Consider the following 21,803-nt stretch of genomic DNA (forward strand, 5'->3'; position numbering starts at 1 on the left):
CCCTTTCCGGCGGCTCCGACTCTATCAGATCTTTTTCTTCGATCTGACCCCCGGTCAGCGGGGTTTGTCTTTCCGGCCGTTGGGCCGTTCCGACGTCTCAAACCTTAGCGGACTCTCTCGCCGCTTCTCAAATCGGAGCCGTTCGGTTCCGATTCAGACGCCGGCGTCCCTGCGAATTGAATTCGAGCATGTCGAAAGCAGTCCGCTGGGGAGATCGTGCTGGTGGTTTTGAGTGCCGCTCTCGCGGCGGAAGTGTTGCCGGAGAACCGTTACGTCCCGATGGCAACTCGAAGGACTCTACGGTTCGGGGAGGGGGAAGTCAAGCGCCCCCTGTCAAGATCTTTTCGACCGTTCGCGGGGCGAGGCCGTCAGTCCAGGTCGCTGAGGCGGCCGCCGGCGTCGGGCTGGGCGTCCTCCACCCTGCGCAGGAGGCGGGTGAGCACCTCACCCAGGGCGATCCGCTCGTCCGGGGACAGGTCCTGGAGCAGGTCCTGCTCGAAGACCGTCGCCATGCGCATCGCCTCGAGCCACTTCTCGCGGCCGACGGGGGTCGCCTCGACGATGACCCGGACCCGGTTCGTCTCGTCACGTTCCCGGTTGACGAGGCCTTCGGCGACCATGCGGTCGATCCGGTGGGTCATGGCGGCCGGCGTGAGGCCGAGGCGCTTGGCCAGGTCGCTGGGGCCCATGCGGTACGGGGCGCCGGACAGGACGAGGGCCTTGAGTACCTCCCAGTCCGCGTTGGTGATGCCGAGCTCCGCGGTCTGGCGGCCGTAGGCGACGTTCATCCGGCGGTTCAGCCGGGACAGCGCGGAGACGATCTTCTCGACCTGGGGGTCGAGGTCCTGGAACTCGCGCTGGTACGCGGCGATCTGCTCTTCGAGTGTCGGCTCGTTGAGGCCGGAGGTGTCGCCCATGGCCGCAGTATGGCACGCCGACCCTTCACCTTGAAGCCCTTCGCGTTGAAGTCATTCGACGTGTACTCTTCACCTTCGAACTTTAGCTTCTAAGTCTTCACTCCTAACTTGTGAGAGAGGTGAACGTGACCAGGGCGATGGGCGCTGCGATGCGCCGGATCCACGTGGGCAACGCACTCAGTGCGTTCGGCCTCGGTTTCACCGTCCCCTACCTGTACGTCTATGTGGCGCAGGTACGAGGGCTCGGGGCCATGACGGCGGGGCTGGTGCTCGCCGTGTTCGCGGTGGCCGCGCTGATCGTGCTGCCGTTCGCCGGACGGGCCATCGTCCGGCGGGGTCCGCTGCCGGTGCTGCTCGTCGCCCTGGTCACGGCCGCCGTCGGGGCGCTGAGCCTGGGCCTGTCGAACGGTGCGTCGAGCGTGCTGGTGTCGGCGGCGCTGCTCGGGTCCGGGCAGGCCGTGATGCAGCCGGCGCTGGCGACGATGATCGTGGACTGCTCCACGGTGGAGACCCGGTCGCGTGCGTTCGCCATGCAGTTCTTCCTGCAGAACCTCGGGCTCGGGGTCGGCGGTCTCATCGGCGGACACCTCGTCGACACGACCAGGGCCTCCTCCTTCACCGTCCTGTTCTCGATCGAGGCGGCGATGTTCCTGCTGCTGGTCGTGGTGATGGCGACGGTGCGGATGCCGCGCTCGCCGCGTATCGAGGGCGCCCCGGCTCCGTCGGGCAAGGGCAGCTGGAAGCGCCTGATGGGCAACCGCGCCATGGTGCAGCTGTGCGTGCTGGGCTTCGTGCTGTTCTTCGCCTGCTACGGCCAGTTCGAGTCGGGACTGAGCGCGTACGGGGTCGAGGCGGCCGGTATCTCGACGTCGACGCTGGGGACGGCGCTGGCGGCGAACACCCTGGCCATCGTTGTCGCGCAGTTCGTGGTGCTGCGGTTCGTGGAGCGCCGCAGGCGCACGCGCGTGATCGCGTCGGTGGGGCTGCTCTGGGCCGTGGCGTGGGCCGTGGCCGGGTACGCGGGTCTCGGGAACGGCAGCCAGGCGATGGCGACCGCCGCCTTCATCTCTACGTACGCCCTGTTCGGGCTCGGTGAGTCGATGCTGTCGCCGACGCTCGCGCCGCTGGTCGCGGATCTTGCGCCGGAAGGGCTGGCGGGTCAGTACAACTCGGCGTTCGCCCTGGTGAAGCAGCTCGCGCTGGCCATCGGTCCGGCGGTGGGCGGGCCGATGGGGGCCTCGCTGCACGGGCCGTACATCGTGGTCTTCGTGCTGTTCTCGCTGGCGATCACGGTGCTGGCGCTGCGGCTGGGCCGACAGCTCACGGAGGTGCAGGACCATCCGTCCGTGGCACGGAGCCGGGTGGTCACCCGGGGCGGTACCGCCCCGGCGGGCCAGTCCCCGGCACATGCCTGAGACCGGTACGCATGCCGGAGGCCGGCGCATACGTCCGAGGCCGACGCTCCCACGGCACGCCGCTCCCCGGAGGCTGCTCTAGGGAGCAGCCGGTTTCGGCAGGGCGAACTCGCACCAGACGGCCTTGCCGCCGCCCGGGGTGCGCCGGCTTCCCCAGTTGGAGGCGATCGTCGCGACGATGGCGATGCCCCGGCCGGACTCGTCGGCGGGTTCCGCGCGGCGGCGCCTCGGCAGGTGGTCGTCGCCGTCGGTGACCTCGACGATCAGCCGGCGGTCGGTGCGGCGCAGGCGCAGGCGCATGGGCGGGGTGCCGTGCTGGAGGGAGTTGGCGACCAGTTCACTGGCGGCCAGGACGCCCAGGTCGTGCAGGTCGGAGGGGAAGCGCCAGCTGGTGAGCACGCCGGAGGCGAAGGCACGCGCGCGGGGGGCCGCTTCGACACCGCCCAGCAGCTCCAGGGCGGCGTTGTGGAACAGCTCGCTCTCCGGGCCCGTACGGGCGGGATGCTGGAGCACCAGGACGGCGACGTCGTCGTCGTGCTCCGGGGTCACGCCCGCCGAGCGGACCAGGCGGTCGCAGATCACCTGGGGGGTGCCGGTCGCGCCGGCCAGAGCGCGCTCCAGGGCGGCGATGCCCTCGTCGAGGTCCTCGTTGCGGCGCTCGACCAGGCCGTCCGTGTAGAGGACGGCGGTGGAGCCGGGCCCCAGCGGGATCGAGCCGGAGGAGTGCATCCAGCCGCCGGTGCCGAGCGGGGGGCCGGTCGGTTCGTCGGCGCGCTGGACGGTGCCGTGCTCGTCGCGGACCAGGATGGGCAGATGGCCGGCGGAGGCGTGGACGAGGGTGCCCTCGTTGGGGTCGTGGATGGCGTACGCGCAGGTGGCGATCTGGTTGGCGTCGATCTCCATGGCGAGGCCGTCGAGCAGTTGGAGGACCTCGTGCGGGGGGAGGTCGAGGCGGGCGTAGGCGCGTACCGCCGTGCGGAGCTGGCCCATGACGGCCGCCGCGCGGACGCCCCGGCCCATGACGTCGCCGATGACCAGGGCGGTGCGCCCGCCGCCGAGGGTGATCACGTCGTACCAGTCGCCGCCGACGGCGGCTTCGGTGCCGCCGGGGTGGTAGGTGGCGGCGACGCGCAGGTCGTCGGGCTCCTCGAGTTCTTGCGGGAGCAGGGAGCGCTGGAGGGTGACGGCGGTCTCGCGCTGGCGGCGCTCGCTCGCGCGCAGGCGTTCGGCGGCCTCGGCGTGGTCGGTGACGTCGGTGGCGAAGACCAGCACACCGCTGCCGTCGCCCTGGGTGACCGGGGTGCAGGTGAAGGTGTAGGAACGGCCGTCGGGGGCCTTGCGGGACTTGACCGTGCGGGGCTTTCCGCTGCGCAGGACCTGGTCGAGGAGGGTCAGCAGGCCGAGTTCCTCGAGTTCCGGGAGCGCTCCCCGCGCGGGGGCGCCGACCGGGCGGGCGCCGAAGGCGGCCGTGTAGGCGCCGTTGACGTAGGCGATGCGGTGGTCGGGGCCGTGCACCAGGGCGACGAGGGAGGGGACGTGGTCGAGGACCTCGCGCACCCTGAGGTCGTCGACGGCGGGTACGGGCCGTGGATGCTCGACGGCTTGTTCGGCGCGGGCCGTGGGCACGGAGCCCTCTCCCCGCCGGTCCGGGGAGACCGCGTGTTCGCTGCGCGCTGCGGCGCGGCGTTGCGTTCCGGGGAGCCGGGCGCTCCAGCGGGTGAAGTTCACGAATCCTTGCCTCGTGTAGTTGTCGGCGGCCGGGAAACGGGACCGGCCGGGGCCCCGGGGCCGCACCGGGAACGGACAGCCGCCCGCCCTCGGTGGTGGACCAGTCTGGCAGGCTGCCGACCGGGCCGACATCCGTCAGACGCCGGACCGGTCCGTGGAGTTCCTGGGTGCGGTCAGGACGACCCCTTCGGGTTGTCCGGGGGGTCCTGAGGAGGCTTTCCACCGGCCGCGAGTTCGAACTCGGCCCGCGGGTGTTCGAGTGAACCCAGGGAGACGATCTCCCGTTTGAAGAGCCCGGCGAGGGTCCATTCGGCGGCCACGCGCGCCTTGCGGTTGAAGGTGGGGACGCGGCTCAGGTGGTAGGTGCGGTGCATGAGCCAGGCGGGGTAACCCTTGATCTTGCGCCCGTAGACGTGGGCGACGCCCTTGTGCAGTCCCAGGGAGGCGACCGACCCGGCGTACGAGTGGGCGTACGTCTCCAGGGGTTCGCCGCGCAGGGAGTGCGCGATGTTGTCGGCGAGGACCTTCGCCTGGCGGAGCGCGTGCTGGGCGTTGGGAGCGCATTCCCGGCCGGGGTCCTCGGCGGTGGCGTCGGGGACGGCGGCGGCGTCGCCCGCGGCCCACGCGTGCGGGGCGCCCTCGACGGCGAGTTCGGCGGTGCACCGCAGCCGTCCGCGTTCGTCGCGCGCCAGGTCGGTGGCGGCGAGGACGGGATGCGGTTTGACGCCGGCGGTCCACACGACGGTGCGGGTGGGGAAGCGGGCGCCGTCACTGAGTACGGCCACGCGGTCGGCGCAGGACTCCAGGCGGGTCTCCAGGCGTACGTCGATGTTGCGGCGGCGCAGTTCGCTGACCGTGTAGCGGCCCATCTCCTCGCCGACCTCGGGCAGGATGCGGTCCGAGGCCTCGACGAGGATCCACTTCATGTCCTCGGGGCGGAGGTTGTGGTAGTACCGCGTGGCGTAGCGGGCCATGTCCTCCAGCTCGCCGAGCGCCTCGACGCCCGCGTAGCCGCCGCCGACGAAGACGAAGGTGAGGGCGGCGTCGCGGATCGCGGGGTCGCGGGTGGAGGAGGCGATGTCCATCTGTTCGAGGACGTGGTTGCGCAGCCCGATGGCCTCCTCGACGGTCTTGAAGCCGATGGCGTGATCGGCGAGACCGGGGATCGGCAGGGTGCGCGAGACGGAGCCGGGCGCGAGGACGAGTTCGTCGTACACCACCGCCCGGCCGCCGCCGTTCTTGCCGCTGTCGCCCTTCTCGGCGTCGGCGAGGGTGGTGACGGTGGCGACGCGGGCGGCGTGGTCGATGGCGGAGGCCTCGCCGATGAGGATGTGGCACCGGTCCAGGACGCGACGCAGCGGTACGACCACATGACGAGGAGAAATGGCCCCGGCGGCCGCTTCGGGGAGGAACGGCTGGTAGGTCATGTAGGGGTCGGGAGTGACCACGGTGATCTCGGCCGCGCCCCGGGCCAGTTCCCGTTTCAGCTTCCGCTGCAGGCGCAGGGCCGTGTACATCCCGACATAGCCGCCACCGACAACGAGAATGCGCGCACGTTCCTTCACCATCCCATGACGCACCCGCCGCTTGCGTTTGTCCACAGCCCCGACGAATTGTGTGACTGGAGGCGATGGACGCGCCCAGCGGCCCGGATCCCCGGAGCGAACGGCGTGTGCGCAGGTCAGCAGTGCTTTCCCGGCACTTTCCCCGGGGTACATACGGGATCAATGGGCCCCGTACTCCGATCGGGGGGCGCTCCGTGCGGAACCTGCCCCTTCTGAATTGACTTCCTCTCAACTATGTTCGTACGTCGACGGGGTGTAGGGGGATGCGCTCATTCGGGTCCGCGACGGGCGGATCCGGCCACCGGGCATGTTTCTCGAGCCCCGGCCATCTGTGGCGGGGAGTCTCCGGGGGGAGACGTCATCACCGGGGGAAAACGTATGCATGTTCAGGATTCTCATTGGTCTTCCGCGTCCGCCGTGGCGCCCGGCACCGCGCTGAGCGCGCCGTCGTCGGGCCACGGGCGTGCGGGAGGGCCGCGCACGACACCGCTGCGCGTGGACGCGCAGCGCAATCTGGAGCACGTGCTGCGCGCGGCACGCGAGGTCTTCGGCGAGCTGGGCTACGGCGCGCCGATGGAGGACGTGGCACGCCGGGCCCGCGTCGGTGTGGGCACGGTGTACCGGCGCTTCCCGAGCAAGGACGTCCTGGTCCGGCGGATAGCCGAGGAGGAGACCTCCCGGCTGACCGACCAGGCGCGTACGGCGCTCGGTCAGGAGGACGAGCCGTGGTCGGCGCTCTCCCGCTTCTTGCGCACGTCGGTCGCCTCGGGCGCCGGGCGGCTGCTGCCGCCGCAGGTGCTGCGGGTGGGCGTGGCGGACGAGCACGACCACGCGCGCGTGCCGCAGCAGCGGACGCAGCCGGCCGGCGCCGAGCTGCGGCTGGTGCCCGAGAAGGGGTCCGCCGCCAGGGAGGACGACGCCGGTGCGGCGCAGCTTCTCGACGTCGTCGGCCGGCTCGTGGAGCGGGCCCGCGAGGCGGGGACGCTGCGGCCGGACGTGTCGGTGTCGGACGTGCTCCTGGTGATCGCCACGGCCGCGCCCTCGCTGCCTGACCCGGCCCAGCAGGCGGCGGCCTCCGCCCGGCTGCTGGACATCCTGCTGGAGGGCCTGCGCTCACGCCCCGCGTGAGGGCGGGTGCGCGGCCGGCGGGTCCGTCCGCACCGGACGGGCCCATCCCTTCCCACCACGGGTGACTGTCCGCACGCATGTGCGACAGAAACCCTCGGACGGGTGGATGGGCCGTCCTGAGCTGTCCTGACCAAAAGCCGCTGTGGCACCCTGACCCGTGATCGGGACGGGTTGGGCAGGTGGCGGGGGCTTCCGCGATGAGCGTTGACGGGCGGGACGAGTCGTACGGTGACGGCGACTCCGGGGCCGAGAACCCACCGCAGGTGCCGAGTCAGGGATGGCGCACGAGCGTGCCCCCCGACGACATGGACGACCCGGACGGCCTCGTCCCCGCCCAGCGCGACCGGCGCGAGGAGAGCATCCTGCCTCCCCTGCGCGAACTGCCGCCGTCCGACGCCGAACTCATCGCGCGCATGCGCGCGGGCGACGACTCGGCGTACGGGGAGCTGTACCGGCGTCACGCGGAAGCGGTGCGCCGGTACGCCCGTACGTGCTGCCGGGACGCCCACACCGCGGACGACCTGACCGCCGAGGTCTTCGCCCGCGTGCTCCAGGCGGTGCGCGGCGGTTCGGGCCCCGAGCACGCCGTACGCGCGTACCTGCTCACGACCGTACGACGGGTGGCGGCGTCCTGGACGCAGTCGGCGAAGCGCGAGCAACTGGTCGACGACTTCGCGGTCTTCGCCACCCAGGCCGCGCGTCTTCCGCACGTGTCCGACACCGGCACCCTGGACCTGGGCGCGGACGTACGGGCGATGCACGAGGCCGAACAGTCCCTGGCCATGCAGGCGTTCAGGTCGCTGCCGGAGCGCTGGCAGGCGGTGCTGTGGCACACCGAGGTCGAGGACGAGTCGCCGAGCACGGTCGCCACGCTCTTCGGCCTGGACGCCAACGGCACCCGCGTCCTGGCCAGCCGCGCCCGTGAGGGCCTGAAGCAGGCGTACCTCCAGGCGCACGTCAGCGCGACCCTCACCGACGACGAGGAGTGCGCCCGCTACGCCGACCGGCTCGGCACGTACGCGCGCGGCCGGCTGCGCACCCGCGCCGAACGGGGCCTGCGCAAGCACCTGGACGCATGCGCGCGGTGCCGGCTGGCGGCCACCCAGGTCCAGGAAGTCGCCGGCGGCATCCCCGCCCTGGTGCCCGTGGCCGTCATCGGCTGGTTCGGCACCGCCGGGTACGCCAAGGTGGCCGGTCTCCTCGCCGGAGGCACGGCCGCCGCGGGAGCGGCGGGCGCGGCCGGCGCGACGGCCACCGGCACCGGTGGCTCGGGCGGGGCGGCCGGCGCGGCGGCCTCGGAAGGGCTGGCCGCACCGGTCAAGGCGGGCCTGGCGGCCGGTGTGGTCGCGGTGGCGACGGCGGCGGCCATCGCCTTCGCCCTCTCGGGCAACGAGAAGCCCTCCGAGGAGCCGAAGGCCGCCCCGTCCGCCTCGTCCCCCGTGGTCCGCGAGGAGCCCCCGCCGCCCTCGGAGGAAACCCCGGAACCGGCGCCCCGGCCTCCCGCTCCGGCCCTCGCACCACCGGCGTCCGTACCGACCCCGGCCCCGCCCCCGCCCCCGAAGCCCACCCCGACACCGACACCCGCCCCCGAGCCGGCCCTGCCCCCCGAACCCGCGCCGGCCCCGAAGCCCACCCCCACGCCGACCCCCACACAGGCCCCGGCTCCCGCCCCGGCTCCACCGCCTCCGCCTCCGCCCGCCCCGACGGTCCACCAGTGGAGCGAACTCGCCTACGACATCGGCGGCGACGGCGACGCTCCCGAGATGCGCATCCGCGAGAGCAGCTGGGTCTGGCAGCGCTCGGCCCTGTCCGTCGCCCGCCGGAGCCACACCCCGGGCGTGACGGTCCACGGCCGTTCCTCCGTCACCGTCGACCTGAACCGCCCGTGCACCGCCTACGACGCGATGGCCGGCGTGGACGACCTGACGATGAAGCTGGGCAAGGTCGCCTTCTCCGTCCACGCGGACGGCGTCCTCCTGTGGAACTCCGGGCCGGTCAAGGGCGGCGACCGAGCCGTCCCGGTCCACGTGGACCTGACGGGCCGCAGGACCGTACGCCTGGTGGTGGAACCTCACAGCCCCTTCGGCCGCCCGGCCCTGGCCGACTGGGCCGAGTCCCGCTTCACCTGCGCGTAGGCCCTCTCAGACCCCCCGGGCCAGCGCCCCCCGCTGCGGGGCGATCCCCCCGGGCACCGCCCGCTGCCGCCCGGGCGTCCCCGTCCAGCACGTCCCCCGCCGCGCCAGCAGCCGCCGCAGCCACAGCTCCAGCGCGACCAGGTCCGCGAGCCCGTCCAGCGGCAGCGGCTCCCCCTCCGCCGCGGCCCGCAGCGCCTTGCGCACCACGCGGGCCTCGACCAGCCCCGCCTCCGCGAGCAGCGGCGTGTCGAACAACGTCATCAGCGTGCCTGCGGCGACCCGCAGTCCGATCCGCGCCTCGGCAGCGGTGTTCGACTGGGTCGGCGCGCCCCACCCGGCGGGCAGGTCCCGCACGCCGGACCCTTCCAGCACGGTCCGCAGGATGGAGGCCCGCGCCCCCGGCTTCACCCGCAGCGCCTCGGGCAGCCCGCGGCACGCGCGGACGACCTGGTTGTCGAGGAACGGTGTGTGCAGCCGCTGGAAGCGGATCTCGGCGGCCTGCTCCAGCACCCGTACGTCGGCCGCGTGCCGGGCCAGTGCCGCACGCGCGCGGAAGTCACCGGGCCGCTGCCCCGGCCCCACGTCGGACCGGCGGGTGGACGTCTGAAGGCGAACCGATACTTCAGCGAGCGCCTCTCCGGTCAGCCAGCGCGCCGCCGGACCGGGTCTTCCCCAGGTCAGCGCGGCCAGCGAGGCGTCCGCCGCACCCCAGGGGGTCCCGTCGTCCAACTGGTGGCGCAGCAGCTGCTCCGCGAGGGTCTCGAGTCCCGTGCGGTACGGCGTACGGGCCAGGCGCCGGGCCGCCGCGTACACGCGCGCGGGCACCATCACGGACCCGTCGGCTTTCGCCAGCGCGGCGACGGGCCGTACGAGATGGCGTCGTTTGCGGTCCATGAGGAGGTCGGCGAGGCGCGCGGGATGCGCGTCGAGCACCTGCCGGGCCCCGTACCCCGTGAAGTGGTCGGCGCTGCCCGCGGCCAGCCGTGCCCGGTGCCGGGCGGCGGTGACCAGGGAGGGGGCCGGCTCGTCCGTGAGCGGCCCGTCGAGGTCGGCGTACGGCAGGGTGTCCTCGCCGCCGGGGACGACCACGTGGTGCAGCCGGGGGTTGGCGGCCAGCGCCCCGGCGCGCGCGATTTCGTCCGCCCGGCCGCCCGGAGCGCTCCCCGCACCGGCCTGGCCCCCCGCGAGATCGTTGAACGTGACGGCGAGCAGCCGCTCGCCCGCGCCGGTGCCGTGCCCCAGCACGGTGCCCGGCATGCCCGGCAGCCCGGCGGCGAGCAGCGCCAGGGTCCCGGAGGCGGGCCCGCCGGAGAGGTCGGCCCCGATCCCGGGCACCGGCATCCCGCGCGCCGCGCGCCGTTCGGCGGGGCCCATGCCCGGCACCGGGCCGGGGTCGATGTCGGCGCCGGGGACGTGCCGGGGCGCGGCGAGCCGGGTGCGTACGGCCTCGACCAGCGCGTCCCGGACGGCGTCCACCGCGCGGTCGGGGTCGGCGGGCGGTGCGGCGACGGCGAGCGAGGCGACGGGTTCGTACCCGGCGATCTCGCGCGCCCCGGCGCGCAGGATCAGCGCATGCCCCGGCGGAACGCGCTTCACGCCGTCGTACGGAGTGGAGTCGTGGAGCGCGGCCGGCACATCGGGGGCGGCCAGGAGCGCGGCGAGGTGACCGAAGTCGAGGTTGGCCTCGACGAGGTCGGCGAGCGGCAGCGCGGCGGTGGCGTAGGCGGTTCCGCCCTCCCAGGGGGTGTGGAACACCGGCCGGGCGCCCGCGAGGTCGCCGCAGACGGTGACCCGGCGGCCCACCTGGACGACGGCGGTGTAGCTGCCCGGCCAGGCCGTCAGGTGGCGCAGCGCGCCGCCGCGCGCGGCGAACAGGGCGACGCGCAGCTGTTCGTCGGAGGCGCCGCAGGTGCCGAGGACGGCGATCCGCGTCTCGGCGTCGCCGGTCACCACCCGCACCTCGTCGGGGCGCCAGTCGCCGACCGCCCACAGCGGATCGGGGTCGCCCCACAACGGATGGGAACCCACCGGTTGCAGTGTCTCGCCGTCGGAGCCGGTGGCCCCGGCGGAGCCGTACGCCAGGGCGCCCGCGGCGGCGCTGCTCCATCCCACCAACCACCGCATCGACGCCTCCACAGGCTGTGGACAACCGGCGCACCGTACGCACCGGTTCACCCATGCTGCCATGAAGGAGGCGCTCAGGAGGGGTGCCGGTGCCGCATGTGCTCCGTCGGATGCGCCCCGGCGGATACTCCTACCCCGACCCGAACACCCGCCCGAGACAAGGAGATCATCCGCTCACGACCACGCGCCCACCTGCACCGCTGCGACGCGAATGCGCCCCCCAGCGCGCCCCAAGAGCCACTAACGCGCCCCCAATTGCCAGGGTAGATGGGGTGACAGCCCTAAAAGAGCGGGGTCGATTTTCGGCCAATTCGGAGAGGTGGGGACAACCTCGAACACGCTCCGTACAGGCTCTGCGCACTGCCGGGAAGTCGTGCGGTCCGGGAGACGGAGTACGTCTCCCGGACCGTTCCGCCGCCCGCGGGGATGAAGGCGGCGGTGTCCCCCAGCCCACTGGATCCAGTACAGCGGGCCGACCCACGCAGGGACCATGGAACCGTCCCCGCCATGGCCGGAGTAGAGCGCACGGACAGGCGCACGGCCACACGCCGGGAGCATGCCGCAACTGCGCGTATCGGACCCGTACTTCAGTACGGACCACAATCCCGCCATCCGGAAGAATGCCCCTTAACGCTTGGGATGCGGCGAACTACGCTGGGTTTACGAATGCCGCGCGGTTATGCCAGAGCGGCAGCCGTCTGTGGCGAGGGGTGGCGCATGTCCAGGGAGCTACGCGGGCCGAACGAAAAGCTCGGCACCGTCCTCGCCCTCGCGGGTATCTCCAACGCGGGCCTCGCGCGGCGCGTCAACGACCTTGGCGCCCAACGCGGGTTGACCTTGCGCTACGACAAGACGTCGGTGGCGCGCTGGGTGTCGAAGGGCATGGTGCCGCAGGGTGCGGCGCCCCACCTGATCGCCGCCGCCATCGGCCAGAAGCTCGGCCGCCCGGTGCCGCTCCACGAGATCGGCCTGGCGGACGCGGATCCCGCGCCCGAAGTGGGTCTGGCCTTCCCCCGGGACGTCGGACAGGCGGTGAAGTCCGCCACCGAGCTGTACCGGCTGGACCTGGCCGGCCGCCGCGCGGGGGCCGGCGGTATCTGGCAGTCGCTCGCCGGATCGTTCGCAGTGAGCGCATATGCAACGCCTGCCTCACGCTGGCTGATAACCCCGGCCGACAGCTCGGTCGCACGCGAGGCGAGCCCCGGGGAGGGCTCCGCCGCACCGGCCAGAGTCGGCCACAGTGATGTGCGCAAGCTGCGCGAGGCCGCCGAGGACGCGCGCCGCTGGGACTCCAAGTACGGGGGCGGCGACTGGCGTTCGTCGATGGTCCCCGAGTGCCTGCGGGTCGAGGCGGCGCCCCTGCTGCTGGGCTCCTACGCCGACGACGTGGGCCGTTCCCTGTTCGGCGCGTCGGCCGAACTCACCCGGCTCGCCGGCTGGATGGCCTTCGACACCGGCCAGCAGGAAGCCGCCCAGCGCTACTACATCCAGGCCCTGCGCCTGGCCCGCGCGGCGGCCGACGTCCCCCTGGGGGGATACGTACTGGCCTCCATGTCCCTCCAGGCCACCTACCGCGGCTTCGGTGACGAGGGCGTCGACCTCGCCCAGGCCGCGCTGGAGCGCAACCGCGGCCTGGCCACGGCCCGCACGATGAGCTTCTTCCGGCTCGTGGAGGCCCGCGCGCACGCACGCGCGGGGGACGCCCCGGCGGCCGGCGCGGCCCTGAAGGCGGCCGAGGGCTGGCTGGAACGTTCCCGCCCCGGTGACAGCGACCCGGTCTGGCTGGGCTTCTACTCCTACGACCGCTTCGCCGCCGACGCCGCCGAGTGCTACCGCGATCTGAAGGCGCCCCGTCAGGTCCGCCGCTTCACCGAGCAGGCGCTGTCGCGGCCGACGGAGGAGTTCGTCCGCTCGCACGGGCTGCGGCTCGTCGTCTCGGCGGTCGCCGAACTGGAGTCGGGCAACCTGGACGCCGCCTGCGAGCAGGGGGTGCGCGCGGTGGAGGTGGCCGGCCGCATCTCGTCCGCGCGCACCACGGAGTACGTCAGGGACCTCCTGCACCGCCTGGAGCCCTACGGCGACGAGCCCCGCGTGGTCGAGCTGCGCGAGCGCGCCCGGCCCCTGCTGATGACTCCCGCCTGATGGCCGGGCCCCCCGGCTGATCCGGGCCGTCCCCCGCACCACCGACCCGGCCGGCCGCCCCGGCGGATACCGGCCGGTACCGGCGGGCCCTCGCCTCTTCCGCCTCCTTCGGGGTGTACGGGGTTTACGGGCGTTGTCAGTGGCGCAGTGCACTATCGGGACCTGGAGGTGGTGCGGGTGGCGCGGCGGTCGTACGACTGCGAGGTGCTGGTGATCGGCGGCGGCATCGTCGGCCTGTCGACGGCGTACGCGATCACCCGCGCGGCGCCGGGCACGCGGGTCACGGTGCTGGAGAAGGAACCCGGCCCCGCCCGGCACCAGACGGGCCGCAACAGCGGCGTCGTCCACAGCGGCATCTACTACCGCCCCGGCTCCCTGAAGGCGCGGTACGCGGTGCGGGGCGCGGCCGAGATGGTCAAGTTCTGCGCGGAGTACGACATCCCGCACGCGGTGACGGGCAAGCTGATCGTCGCCACCCGCCGGGACGAGCTGCCCCGCCTGCACGCCCTGGTCCAGCGCGGCCGGGAGAACGGTCTGACGGTCCGCGAGCTGGGCGCCGCGCAGATCGCCGAGTACGAGCCGGAGGTCGAGGGCCTGGCCGCCATCCACGTCGGCGCCACCGGCATCTGCGACTACGCGGCGGTGGCCCGCCGGCTGGCGGCCGCGTCCGGCGCGGAGATCCGCTACGGCGCGCGGGTCACCCGGCTCGACCGCCGCCCGGACCTGGGCGTGGCCGCCCTGACCGCCGCCGGGGACGTCGTGCGCGGCCGGGTGCTGGTGAACTGCGCGGGTCTGTACTGCGACGAGATCGCCCGCCTCACAGGCGACGATCCCGGCATGCGCATCGTGCCGTTCCGCGGCGAGTACTACGAGCTGGCCCGCCCGGAGCTGATCCGCGGCCTGGTCTATCCGGTGCCCGACCCGGCGTTCCCGTTCCTCGGCGTCCACCTCACGCGCGGCATCGACGCAGGCGTCCACGTGGGGCCCAACGCCGTACCGGCACTGGCGCGCGAGGGCTACGACTGGCGTACGGTCCGCCCGCGCGAGCTGGCCGCCACGCTGGCCTGGCCGGGCTCCCGGCACCTGGCCCGCCGCCACTGGCGGCACGGCACCGGCGAGCTGCACCGTTCCCTGTCCCGGCGGGCCTTCACCGAGGCGGTGCGCCGGCTCGTGCCCGCGGTCCGGGAGGCCGACCTGGTCCCGGCCCCGGCGGGCGTACGGGCCCAGGCGGTGCTGCGCGACGGCACGCTCGCCGACGACTTCCTGATCCGGGAGACGCCCCGCGCGGTCCACGTCCTGAACGCCCCCTCGCCCGCGGCGACGGCGTCCCTGCCCATCGGCCGGGAGGTGGCCCGCCGGACCCTGGCCGCCCTGGCCGCCGCGGACGGCGCACCCCGCTGAGGCGGCCGCTCCCGCGGCCGGCGGACGAATCCCTCGCGGCGCCCCCGTAAAATCGAAGCACTGTGTCTGACTCCGTGAACACCCCCGAAGCACACACCCGGCACCCCGAGCACACGCCCGGCGTGTCGGTCCGCCGTACCCGGGAGAAGGGGGAGCCCCGCTTCCCGGACGGCCCGAAGGCCGATCCCGCCGGGTCGCACTTCGAGCGGCGGATCCGGAGTTTCCAGCCACGCCGGAGCCGGGTCACCGCCGGGCAGGCGGACGCGTTGCAGCGGCTGTGGCCCCGGTGGGGCTTCGACGTCGACGGCCGGCAGCGCCTCGACCTCGCCGAGTTCTTCGGCAACGACCGCCCGGTCGTCCTCGAGATCGGCTTCGGCATGGGCGAGGCCACCGCGCGCATGGCCGCCGCCGACCCCGGCACCAACATCCTCGCCGTGGACGTCCACACCCCCGGCCAGGGCCATCTGCTCGGCCTCGCCGACCAGCACGGCCTGGACAACGTGCGCGTCGGCAACGGCGACGCGATCATCCTGCTGCGCGAGATGCTCGTCCCCGACGCGCTGGGCGGGCTGCGCGTCTACTTCCCCGACCCCTGGCCGAAGAAGCGGCACCACAAGCGCCGGCTGATCCAGCCGGCCTTCCTCGACCTCGCCGCGACCCGTCTCGCCCCGGGCGCGACCGTGCACTGCGCCACCGACTGGGAGCCGTACGCCGAGCAGATGCTCGAGGTGCTGACCGCGCACCCCTGCTTCGAGAACACCGTGGCGGACGGCGGTTTCGCACCGCGCCCGGAGTTCCGGCCGCTGACCCGTTTCGAGGGGCAGGGGCTGGACAAGGGGCATGTGGTGAACGACCTGCTTTTCCGCCGCGTACACCACGACGACCGGCCCGGCCCCCGGGCCGCCGTCCGGCCCGAGGACCGGAACACCGCCGACGCCTGAGCCCACCTGGTGTTCCTGCGGGCCGCACCGCTCCCTCGTTAGGGTCAATGCTGTGGCCATCAGCCGTCCGTACCCGACACAGCCCGGCGCGGCCCCCGGCTCCACCGGGCCGGCCGACGGGCCCGCCCTGCGGCACGCGCACTGGTGGCAGCGGCCCTGGGTGCGGTACGGGGCGCTGACCGCCCTCCTCGCGCTCTCGGGTCTGGTCATCCTGGGCCTGGTCCGCGAGCAGACCGGTACGGAGGGCTTCCTGGTCGGCCTCGGCCTCGCCGTCCTGCCGGTGCCGCTGCTCGTGGCCGCGTTCCGCTGGCTGGACCGGGTCGCGCCCGGCCCGTGGCGCAACCTCGTCTTCTCGTTCGCGTGGGGTGCCGGCGCCGCCGCGCTCATGGCGATCGTCGCCAACAGCTTCGCCACGCGGTGGATAGCGACGGAGACGGCCGACCCGTCCCGCGCGGACACGCTCGGCGCGATCGTGATAGCCCCGGTCGTGGAGGAGTCCGTGAAGGCCACCGCCGTCCTGCTGGTCTTCCTGTTCCGCAGACGCGACTTCACCACGATCCTCGACGGCGTGGTGATAGCCGGGGTCACCGCCACCGGTTTCGCCTTCACCGAGAACATCCTCTACCTCGGCACCGCCTTCGGCACCGACCAGCTCACCGGCGGCAGCGGCGTCTCCTCCGTCACCGCGGCGACGTTCTTCGTCCGTGTCGTCATGTCGCCGTTCGCGCACCCGCTCTTCACGGTCCTCACCGGCATCGGCTTCGGGACGGCCGCGCTCGCCACCGGGCGGCGGCGCCCGGTGCGCTTCCTGCTCCCGCTCGGCGGCCTGCTGCTCGCGATGGGCGTGCACGCGCTGTGGAACGTCTCCTCGACCCTCGGCGAGTACGGCTTCTTCGCCGTGTACGCGGCGTTCATGGTGCCGTCGTTCGGTCTGCTGACCTGGCTGGTGGTGTGGACCCGGCAGCGCGAGCTGCGGACCGTGCGGGAGGAACTGCCCGCGTACGTCAGGGCCGGCTGGCTGACCCCGGCCCAGCCCTACGCGCTCGGCTCGATGCGGGCCCGGCGCGTCGCCCTGCGGTACGCGCGCGGGCACGGCGGCCGGGCCGCGGCCCGCGCGGTGGCGCAGTACGGGGCGTACGCGACGTCGCTGGCGTTCCTGCGGCACCGGGGGCGCCGCGGCCGTGCGGGTACGGACTTCGCCGCGCGGGAGCGCGAGCTGCTACGGGAGCTGTGGCGGCGCCGCGACACGGCCCGTCCGGCCCTGGAACACGCGGCCCGGGTCACCGCACCGCCCGCCCCGCCCTGGCCGGTGTACGGGGCGTACGGCCGGCCCGGGGCGTACGAGGAGTACGGCGCGTACGGGAGGTACGGCGCGTACGGCGCCGCGAACCCCGCGTATTTGGCGCACCCCGGGTACCCGGCGTCCGGGCCGAACCCGTACGCGTACCCGTACCACCCCTGAAACGCCGGACCGGCAGCCCTGACGTCGGGGGGGCGTCGTCAGGACTGCCGGGGCTGTGGCTGAGAGAGCGCGCGAAGACCGGCCGGGGCCGGTGTCTCAGACGGTGAGGCCCTTCGACTGCAGCCAGGCCAGCGGATCGATGCCCGAGGTGGAACCGCCCGGGTGCACCTCCAGGTGGAGGTGGGCGCCGGTGGAGTTGCCGGTGGAGCCGACCCGGCCGATCACGTCGCCGGTGGTGACCTGCTGGCCGACACTGACGCTGATGGAGGACTGGTGGGCGTACCAGACCTCGGTGCCGTCGTCGAGGGTCAGCACGGTCTTGTAGCCGTAGGAGCCGTCCCAGCCGGCGGAGGTGATCGTGCCGGTGTGGACCGCCTTGATCAGGGTGCCCGTGGGGGCGGCGAAGTCCAGACCGGTGTGCTGGCCGGAGGACCAGTAGGCGCCGGCCTGACCGAAGGTCGAAGAGAGGGTGTACGAGGAGGTCGGCAGCGCGTACTGCTTGGCCAGCTCGGCCAGACGCTCGGCCTCGGCCTTCTTCTCGGCCTCCTCCTCCGCCTTCTTCTTCGCGGCGGCGGCCTTCTCCTCCGCTTCCTTCTTCGCGGCGGCGGCCTGCTCCTTGGCCTCCTTCTCCGCCTTCGCGGCGGCTTCGGCGGCGGCCTTGTCCTCGGCCTGGCTCTGCTGCTGCTCGACCTGGGCCATGATCCGGGCGCGCAGCACCTCGCCGGCGTCGGAGGTGCTGCCCTGCTCGGTCTCGTCGGCGACCGTGCCGATGCTGCTGAGCGGGGTGGCGGAGCCCTGGGGGGTTTCCTCGTCGGAGATGAGGGAACCGACAGAGGGAAGGTCCGGCATCGAGATCGAGACCGGCGGCTTGCCGGTCTGGGCGCTGGCCATGCCGCCACCGGCGACAGCGGCTATGACACCGACGCCCAGGACGGTGGAGCTACGGGCGAGGCCTCCGCCGCGCTGCTTGCCGACGCGATGCCGGCCGCGCACGGGAGGAAGGGACTCCGCAGTGGGGTTCCACTCCTCGAAGGGGCCCTCGTCGGTGCGGATGCTGCCGTAGCCGAAGGTGTCGCTGTCGCGCTGGCTCGGCATGAAGGGGGCCTCGGGGGCAGGCCGGTTCGACGCCACGTGGGCGCACTCCTTTCCTTCCTTCTCGCCTACCGGGTTAGCTGACGGGTTCGGAGCAGGAAGGTCTCCTACGCGCGTATACCGTCCGTGTCTCCACGGGGGCATGCACGCGATTCACCCCAAGGGGTTGGTTCCCCGGTTCCCTTGCGGGATTCGGCGTGTGCGCACGGAGCCGACTCGTGTGACGGCTGGGACGACCGCGCTGCGTTATCGAACGTTAATAGACGGAGGGCTCGTATTCCAAGCCGTTCCTCTTGATCGTTAACGATTCCCGTACGGACTTAAGCATCACGACCGCCCCAAAACGGGCGAGTTGACTTCCCCTCACTCGTCACACGTGATCTGACGGTGCATCATTTGTTATGCGCAGCGGGGTGCCCCGATCACCCGGCGTGATATTGGCGGGGAAGGGCTCGGAGACCGCGTTCTCGAAACCTCCGCCGGAGGACGGGCCGGAGGGCTGGAACGGGAATGAGAACGAGAACGGGAACGACCGAGGGCCGGAACCCTTTCGGATTCCGGCCCTCGGCCTTCAGTAGCGGGGACAGGATTTGAACCTGCGACCTCTGGGTTATGAGCCCAGCGAGCTACCGAGCTGCTCCACCCCGCGTCGTTGTGTAACCAGCATACGGCATCCGCGGGGTACTCCGCACACACATGACCGCCGCCCCTCCGTCACCGGCCGGTCAGGTGGCCGTTCGGTGCCTCGGCGGCCTCCTTGTGCTCCGGCAGGACGACGACCAGGGCACCCTCCGCGGCCAGTACTCCACTGCCGTCGGCGCCCGCCACGAAGGTGTCCGGCTCCCGCCACGCGGTGACCACCCGCCGTACCCCCGCGTCCAGGATCAGCCGGGCGCAGGGCGCCGGACGGGAGGCGCGGCGGGCACAGGGTTCCAGGCTGGAGTACACGGTGGCGGTCGCGAGCCGCGGGTCCGCGGGGTCGATCTTGGCGAGGGCGGCCTCCTCGGCGTGCACCACCGGGTCGCCGCCCTCCCGGGAGTGGCCGCGCGCCAGCTCGGTGCCGTCGGCCGCCACGACCACCGCGCCCACGCTGAACGCCGTCTCCGAGGGCGGGCACCGGTCCGCCAGTTCGCAGGCGAGGGCCAGCCAGTGGTGGTCGGCGGCCACGGGGAGCGGGCCGGTGCCGGGGGCGGTGGGCTCGTAGCGCATCAGGACGACGTCGCCGATGGGACGGGTCTCCAACAGCCGCAGCCGGCCGCCCTGGTAGGCGCCGGGGCCGAAGAGGCGGACGGCGTCCGGGTCGCCGACGAAGATCGGGGCGAGGATCAGCTGGAGTTCGTCGGCGAGCCCCTGGGTGAGGAGCTGGGTGTGGATCAGGCCGCCACCCTCGACCATCAGCCGCCGGACGCCGTACGCGTCGTACAGGTGCGTCAGCAGCCGCCGCCAGTCGAGGTCGGCGCCGAGCGGCACGATGTCGGCGGCGATGCCGTGCGCGCGGGCGCGCCCGGCACCCCCGTCGGTCGTGTAGAGGACCTTCGCACCGCCGGTGTGCCAGAAGTGTGCCGCCGGGTCCAGGTCGCCCGAGCCGCTGACGGTGACCTTCAGCGGGTATGCGGGGCGGCCCTCGGCGACCCGGGCGGCACGCCGCTCCGGCGCGTTGACCAGCAGCCGGGGGTTGTCGGCGCGGATCGTGCCGGCGCCGACCAGGATCGCGTCGACCGACGCCCGTACCTCGTCGACCCGGTCGAAGTCCTCCGGGCCGGACAGCAGCAGCCGCTCGGGGCCGGTGTCGTCGAGATACCCGTCGAGCGAGACGGCGGCGGACAGCAGGACGTACGGGTGGGGCATCGACGGCGCTCCTGACGGGGACGGCGGGCTGGACTGGGCGAAGCCAGGGCCGGGCCGGGCTGGCTGGGTTGGCCTGGCCTGGGCGAAGAGAGTCTTGCACCCGGTGCGTCTCCGCGCGGAGGGAAGCCGTACGGTGTGCCACCGCCCCATGGCGCGAACCGTACGGCGCGAACCGTACGGCGCGGAAAAGCGCGGTGACTCCGCCGCATCCGGCACCGGCCCGCGATGAGGGACCTTCCCCCATGCCTCGTGGGTGTCGTCCGCCACCTCGTTTGGGTGGCGTCACGGATGGCGGGCGCCGGGGGTCGGATGTGAGCGTGGAGAAACCCCCGGGCCACGGTCCCGGGATGCACAGGCCGTAACCCCTCGGGACCCGTGGGTGTACCGGCCGCGGCCCCGTATGGCGGAGAACCCCCGCCGACACGAAGGAGCGTTCCCCACTCGGGTCAGTCGGTCATTTTCCCCTCCGTCCCCGTGCTGTGGAAGGTGGTGACCCGTGGGACATGCCGACACCCTGCTCGCCATGGGCGGCGCGTTCCTCGCCGCGGCGTTCCTGGCCCGTCTCGGCAGCCGGATCGGGCTGCCGACGATCCCGCTGTTCATGCTCGCCGGCATACTGCTCGGCCCGCACACGCCCGGCCTGGTCCTGGTCGAGGACGCGCACGACTTCTCGATGCTGTCGGCGCTCGGTCTCGTCCTGCTGCTCTTCTACCTCGGCCTGGAGTTCCACCTCGACGACCTGAGACGGGGCGGCAAACAGCTCCTCAGCGCCGGTGGCATCTACCTGGCGCTCAACGTCGGCGCGGGGCTGGGATTCGGGTTCGCCCTCGGCTGGGGAGCGCGGGAGGCCCTGGTGCTCGCCGGGGTGCTCGGCATCTCGTCCTCCGCGATCGTCACGAAGATCCTCATCGAGCTGGGCCACATCAGCCGGCCGGAGACCCGCCTCATCCTCGGTGTCACCGTCGTCGAGGACATCTTCCTCGCGCTGTACCTCGCCGCGCTGCAGCCCGTCCTCAGCGGCGCCCAGGGACTCGGGGACATGGCGCTCCAGGCGTCCAAGGCGTTCGGCTTCCTGATGGTGCTCGCCGTCGCCGCCCGCTACGGAACCCGGCTGTTCGGCCGGATCATGGCCGTACGCGACAACGAGCTGCTGGTCGTCACCTTCCTCGGAACCGCGATCTTCGTCGCGGGCGTCTCCGAGGTGCTCGGGGTCGTCGACGCCATCGGTGCGTTCATGGTCGGTCTGATCGTGGCCGGTACCCCCGCCGCGCCCCGGATCCGCACTCTGGTGCACCCCCTGCGGGACGCCTTCGCGGCGATCTTCTTCTTCGCCTTCGGGCTGGCCATCGACCCGGGGGACATCGCCTCCGTCGCCGGTCCGGTGGCCGTCGCGGTGGCGCTCACCCTCGCGATGAACCTGACCGCGGGCCTCCTGGTGGCCCGGCTGTACCGGTACGGCGTCGACATCGCGGCCGACATCGCCACCACGCTCGTCTCCCGCGGCGAGTTCGCGCTGATCCTGGCCGCCATGGCCACCGGCGCGGGGCTCGACGACCGGCTCACGCCGTTCATCGCCGGGTACGTCCTCGTCCTCGCCGTGCTCGGTCCGGTGCTCGCCAAGCAGTCCCATCTGCTCGCGCGCGCCCTGCGCGCCGTCCAGGCCCGGCTGCCCGACCGCGGCTCGTCCCGGGACACCGGAACCGACCCGGACACCGGGCCCCCACCGGGCACGGGACTCCCCCCGGACCTGGACGCGGGGCCCGACGGAAACCTGGACGCCGAGCCCGTGCCCGACCGGGAGCCCGCCGAAGCCGAGCGCTAGCCGCACAGGAGCGGACGTCGGCCGCACGGAGAACGCCCGCACGGAGAACGCCGGCACGGGTAACGCTCGCCGGCCGAACGGAA

Annotated in this window: 14 protein-coding genes, 1 tRNA gene and 1 riboswitch; of the genes, 8 read left to right on the plus strand and 7 right to left on the minus strand. The window is 73.1% G+C overall.

Annotation, left to right across the window (positions count from 1 at the left end):
- Positions 1-368: 368 nt before the first annotated feature.
- Positions 369-917, minus strand: a complete 549-nt coding sequence (locus ACIF80_RS36470) for a MarR family winged helix-turn-helix transcriptional regulator (protein ID WP_399813071.1) — start codon at positions 915-917, stop codon at positions 369-371.
- A gap of 137 nt (positions 918-1,054) precedes the next feature.
- Between ACIF80_RS36470 and ACIF80_RS36475 the strand changes: the two genes are divergently transcribed.
- Positions 1,055-2,332, plus strand: coding sequence for an MFS transporter (locus ACIF80_RS36475; protein ID WP_399813132.1), 1,278 nt, complete (start codon positions 1,055-1,057; stop codon positions 2,330-2,332).
- Between the two features lie 78 nt (positions 2,333-2,410).
- Here ACIF80_RS36475 and ACIF80_RS36480 read toward each other — a convergent pair whose 3' ends face one another.
- Together ACIF80_RS36480 and ACIF80_RS36485 are read right to left on the minus strand one after the other, a co-directional pair.
- Positions 2,411-4,060, minus strand: a complete 1,650-nt coding sequence (locus ACIF80_RS36480; protein WP_399813073.1) for a SpoIIE family protein phosphatase — start codon at positions 4,058-4,060, stop codon at positions 2,411-2,413.
- Positions 4,061-4,233: 173 nt separating this feature from the next.
- Positions 4,234-5,628, minus strand: a complete 1,395-nt coding sequence (locus ACIF80_RS36485) for an NAD(P)/FAD-dependent oxidoreductase (RefSeq protein WP_399813075.1) — start codon at positions 5,626-5,628, stop codon at positions 4,234-4,236.
- A gap of 375 nt (positions 5,629-6,003) precedes the next feature.
- Here ACIF80_RS36485 and ACIF80_RS36490 point away from each other — a divergent pair, with 375 nt between their 5' ends.
- Both ACIF80_RS36490 and ACIF80_RS36495 read left to right on the plus strand, forming a co-directional pair.
- Positions 6,004-6,753 carry a TetR/AcrR family transcriptional regulator gene (locus ACIF80_RS36490; protein WP_399813077.1) on the plus strand — a complete coding sequence of 250 codons (750 nt, stop codon included), beginning with the start codon at positions 6,004-6,006 and terminating at the stop codon, positions 6,751-6,753.
- A gap of 197 nt (positions 6,754-6,950) precedes the next feature.
- Positions 6,951-8,888, plus strand: a complete 1,938-nt coding sequence (locus ACIF80_RS36495) for a sigma-70 family RNA polymerase sigma factor (protein WP_399813080.1) — start codon at positions 6,951-6,953, stop codon at positions 8,886-8,888.
- A 6-nt stretch (positions 8,889-8,894) separates the two neighbouring features.
- Here ACIF80_RS36495 and ACIF80_RS36500 read toward each other — a convergent pair whose 3' ends face one another.
- Entirely contained in the window at positions 8,895-11,012 is a 2,118-nt protein-coding gene (locus ACIF80_RS36500; RefSeq protein WP_399813082.1) for an asparagine synthase-related protein, read from the minus strand.
- Between the two features lie 717 nt (positions 11,013-11,729).
- Here ACIF80_RS36500 and ACIF80_RS36505 point away from each other — a divergent pair.
- The 4 genes from ACIF80_RS36505 to ACIF80_RS36520 all read left to right on the plus strand — a co-directional run bounded on the left by ACIF80_RS36505 (position 11,730) and on the right by ACIF80_RS36520 (position 16,958).
- On the plus strand, positions 11,730-13,154 hold the full coding sequence (locus ACIF80_RS36505; protein ID WP_399813084.1) for an MFS transporter: 1,425 nt from the start codon (positions 11,730-11,732) through the stop codon (positions 13,152-13,154).
- 147 nt (positions 13,155-13,301) lie between these two features.
- Positions 13,302-14,555 carry an L-2-hydroxyglutarate oxidase gene (lhgO, locus tag ACIF80_RS36510; protein ID WP_399813087.1) on the plus strand — a complete coding sequence of 418 codons (1,254 nt, stop codon included), beginning with the start codon at positions 13,302-13,304 and terminating at the stop codon, positions 14,553-14,555.
- Positions 14,556-14,617: 62 nt separating this feature from the next.
- Positions 14,618-15,496, plus strand: coding sequence for a tRNA (guanosine(46)-N7)-methyltransferase TrmB (gene trmB, locus ACIF80_RS36515; protein ID WP_399813090.1), 879 nt, complete (start codon positions 14,618-14,620; stop codon positions 15,494-15,496).
- 52 nt (positions 15,497-15,548) lie between these two features.
- Complete coding sequence (locus ACIF80_RS36520) at positions 15,549-16,958, plus strand: PrsW family intramembrane metalloprotease (protein WP_399813092.1); 1,410 nt, start codon at positions 15,549-15,551, stop codon at positions 16,956-16,958.
- 96 nt (positions 16,959-17,054) lie between these two features.
- Here ACIF80_RS36520 and ACIF80_RS36525 read toward each other — a convergent pair whose 3' ends face one another.
- The 3 genes from ACIF80_RS36525 to ACIF80_RS36535 form a co-directional block, all read right to left on the minus strand.
- A complete protein-coding gene (locus ACIF80_RS36525) occupies positions 17,055-18,089 on the minus strand; it encodes a M23 family metallopeptidase (protein ID WP_399813094.1) in 1,035 nt (344 codons plus the stop codon).
- Between the two features lie 11 nt (positions 18,090-18,100).
- A riboswitch (cyclic di-AMP (ydaO/yuaA leader) is annotated at positions 18,101-18,258 on the minus strand.
- A 367-nt stretch (positions 18,259-18,625) separates the two neighbouring features.
- A tRNA-Met gene (locus tag ACIF80_RS36530) sits at positions 18,626-18,699 on the minus strand.
- 65 nt (positions 18,700-18,764) lie between these two features.
- Positions 18,765-19,898, minus strand: coding sequence for a dihydrofolate reductase family protein (locus tag ACIF80_RS36535; RefSeq protein WP_399813096.1), 1,134 nt, complete (start codon positions 19,896-19,898; stop codon positions 18,765-18,767).
- A gap of 496 nt (positions 19,899-20,394) precedes the next feature.
- On the opposite strand from ACIF80_RS36535, the gene ACIF80_RS36540 reads away from it, so the two are divergent.
- Positions 20,395-21,720, plus strand: a complete 1,326-nt coding sequence (locus ACIF80_RS36540; protein ID WP_399813098.1) for a cation:proton antiporter — start codon at positions 20,395-20,397, stop codon at positions 21,718-21,720.
- The last annotated feature ends 83 nt before the right edge of the window (positions 21,721-21,803 follow it).

This window comes from Streptomyces sp. NPDC085927, assembly GCF_044540975.1.
In the GTDB taxonomy this organism is placed as follows: domain Bacteria; phylum Actinomycetota; class Actinomycetes; order Streptomycetales; family Streptomycetaceae; genus Streptomyces; species Streptomyces hirsutus.

Coding starts and splice junctions, on each gene's coding strand:
- ACIF80_RS36470 (WP_399813071.1), bottom strand. CDS start 917: ATGGGCGACACCTCCGGCCTCAACGAGCCGACACTCGAAGAGCAGATC.
- ACIF80_RS36475 (WP_399813132.1), top strand. CDS start 1,055: ATGGGCGCTGCGATGCGCCGGATCCACGTGGGCAACGCACTCAGTGCG.
- ACIF80_RS36485 (WP_399813075.1), bottom strand. CDS start 5,628: ATGGTGAAGGAACGTGCGCGCATTCTCGTTGTCGGTGGCGGCTATGTC.
- ACIF80_RS36490 (WP_399813077.1), top strand. CDS start 6,004: ATGCATGTTCAGGATTCTCATTGGTCTTCCGCGTCCGCCGTGGCGCCC.
- ACIF80_RS36495 (WP_399813080.1), top strand. CDS start 6,951: ATGAGCGTTGACGGGCGGGACGAGTCGTACGGTGACGGCGACTCCGGG.
- ACIF80_RS36500 (WP_399813082.1), bottom strand. CDS start 11,012: ATGCGGTGGTTGGTGGGATGGAGCAGCGCCGCCGCGGGCGCCCTGGCG.
- ACIF80_RS36505 (WP_399813084.1), top strand. CDS start 11,730: ATGTCCAGGGAGCTACGCGGGCCGAACGAAAAGCTCGGCACCGTCCTC.
- ACIF80_RS36535 (WP_399813096.1), bottom strand. CDS start 19,898: ATGCCCCACCCGTACGTCCTGCTGTCCGCCGCCGTCTCGCTCGACGGG.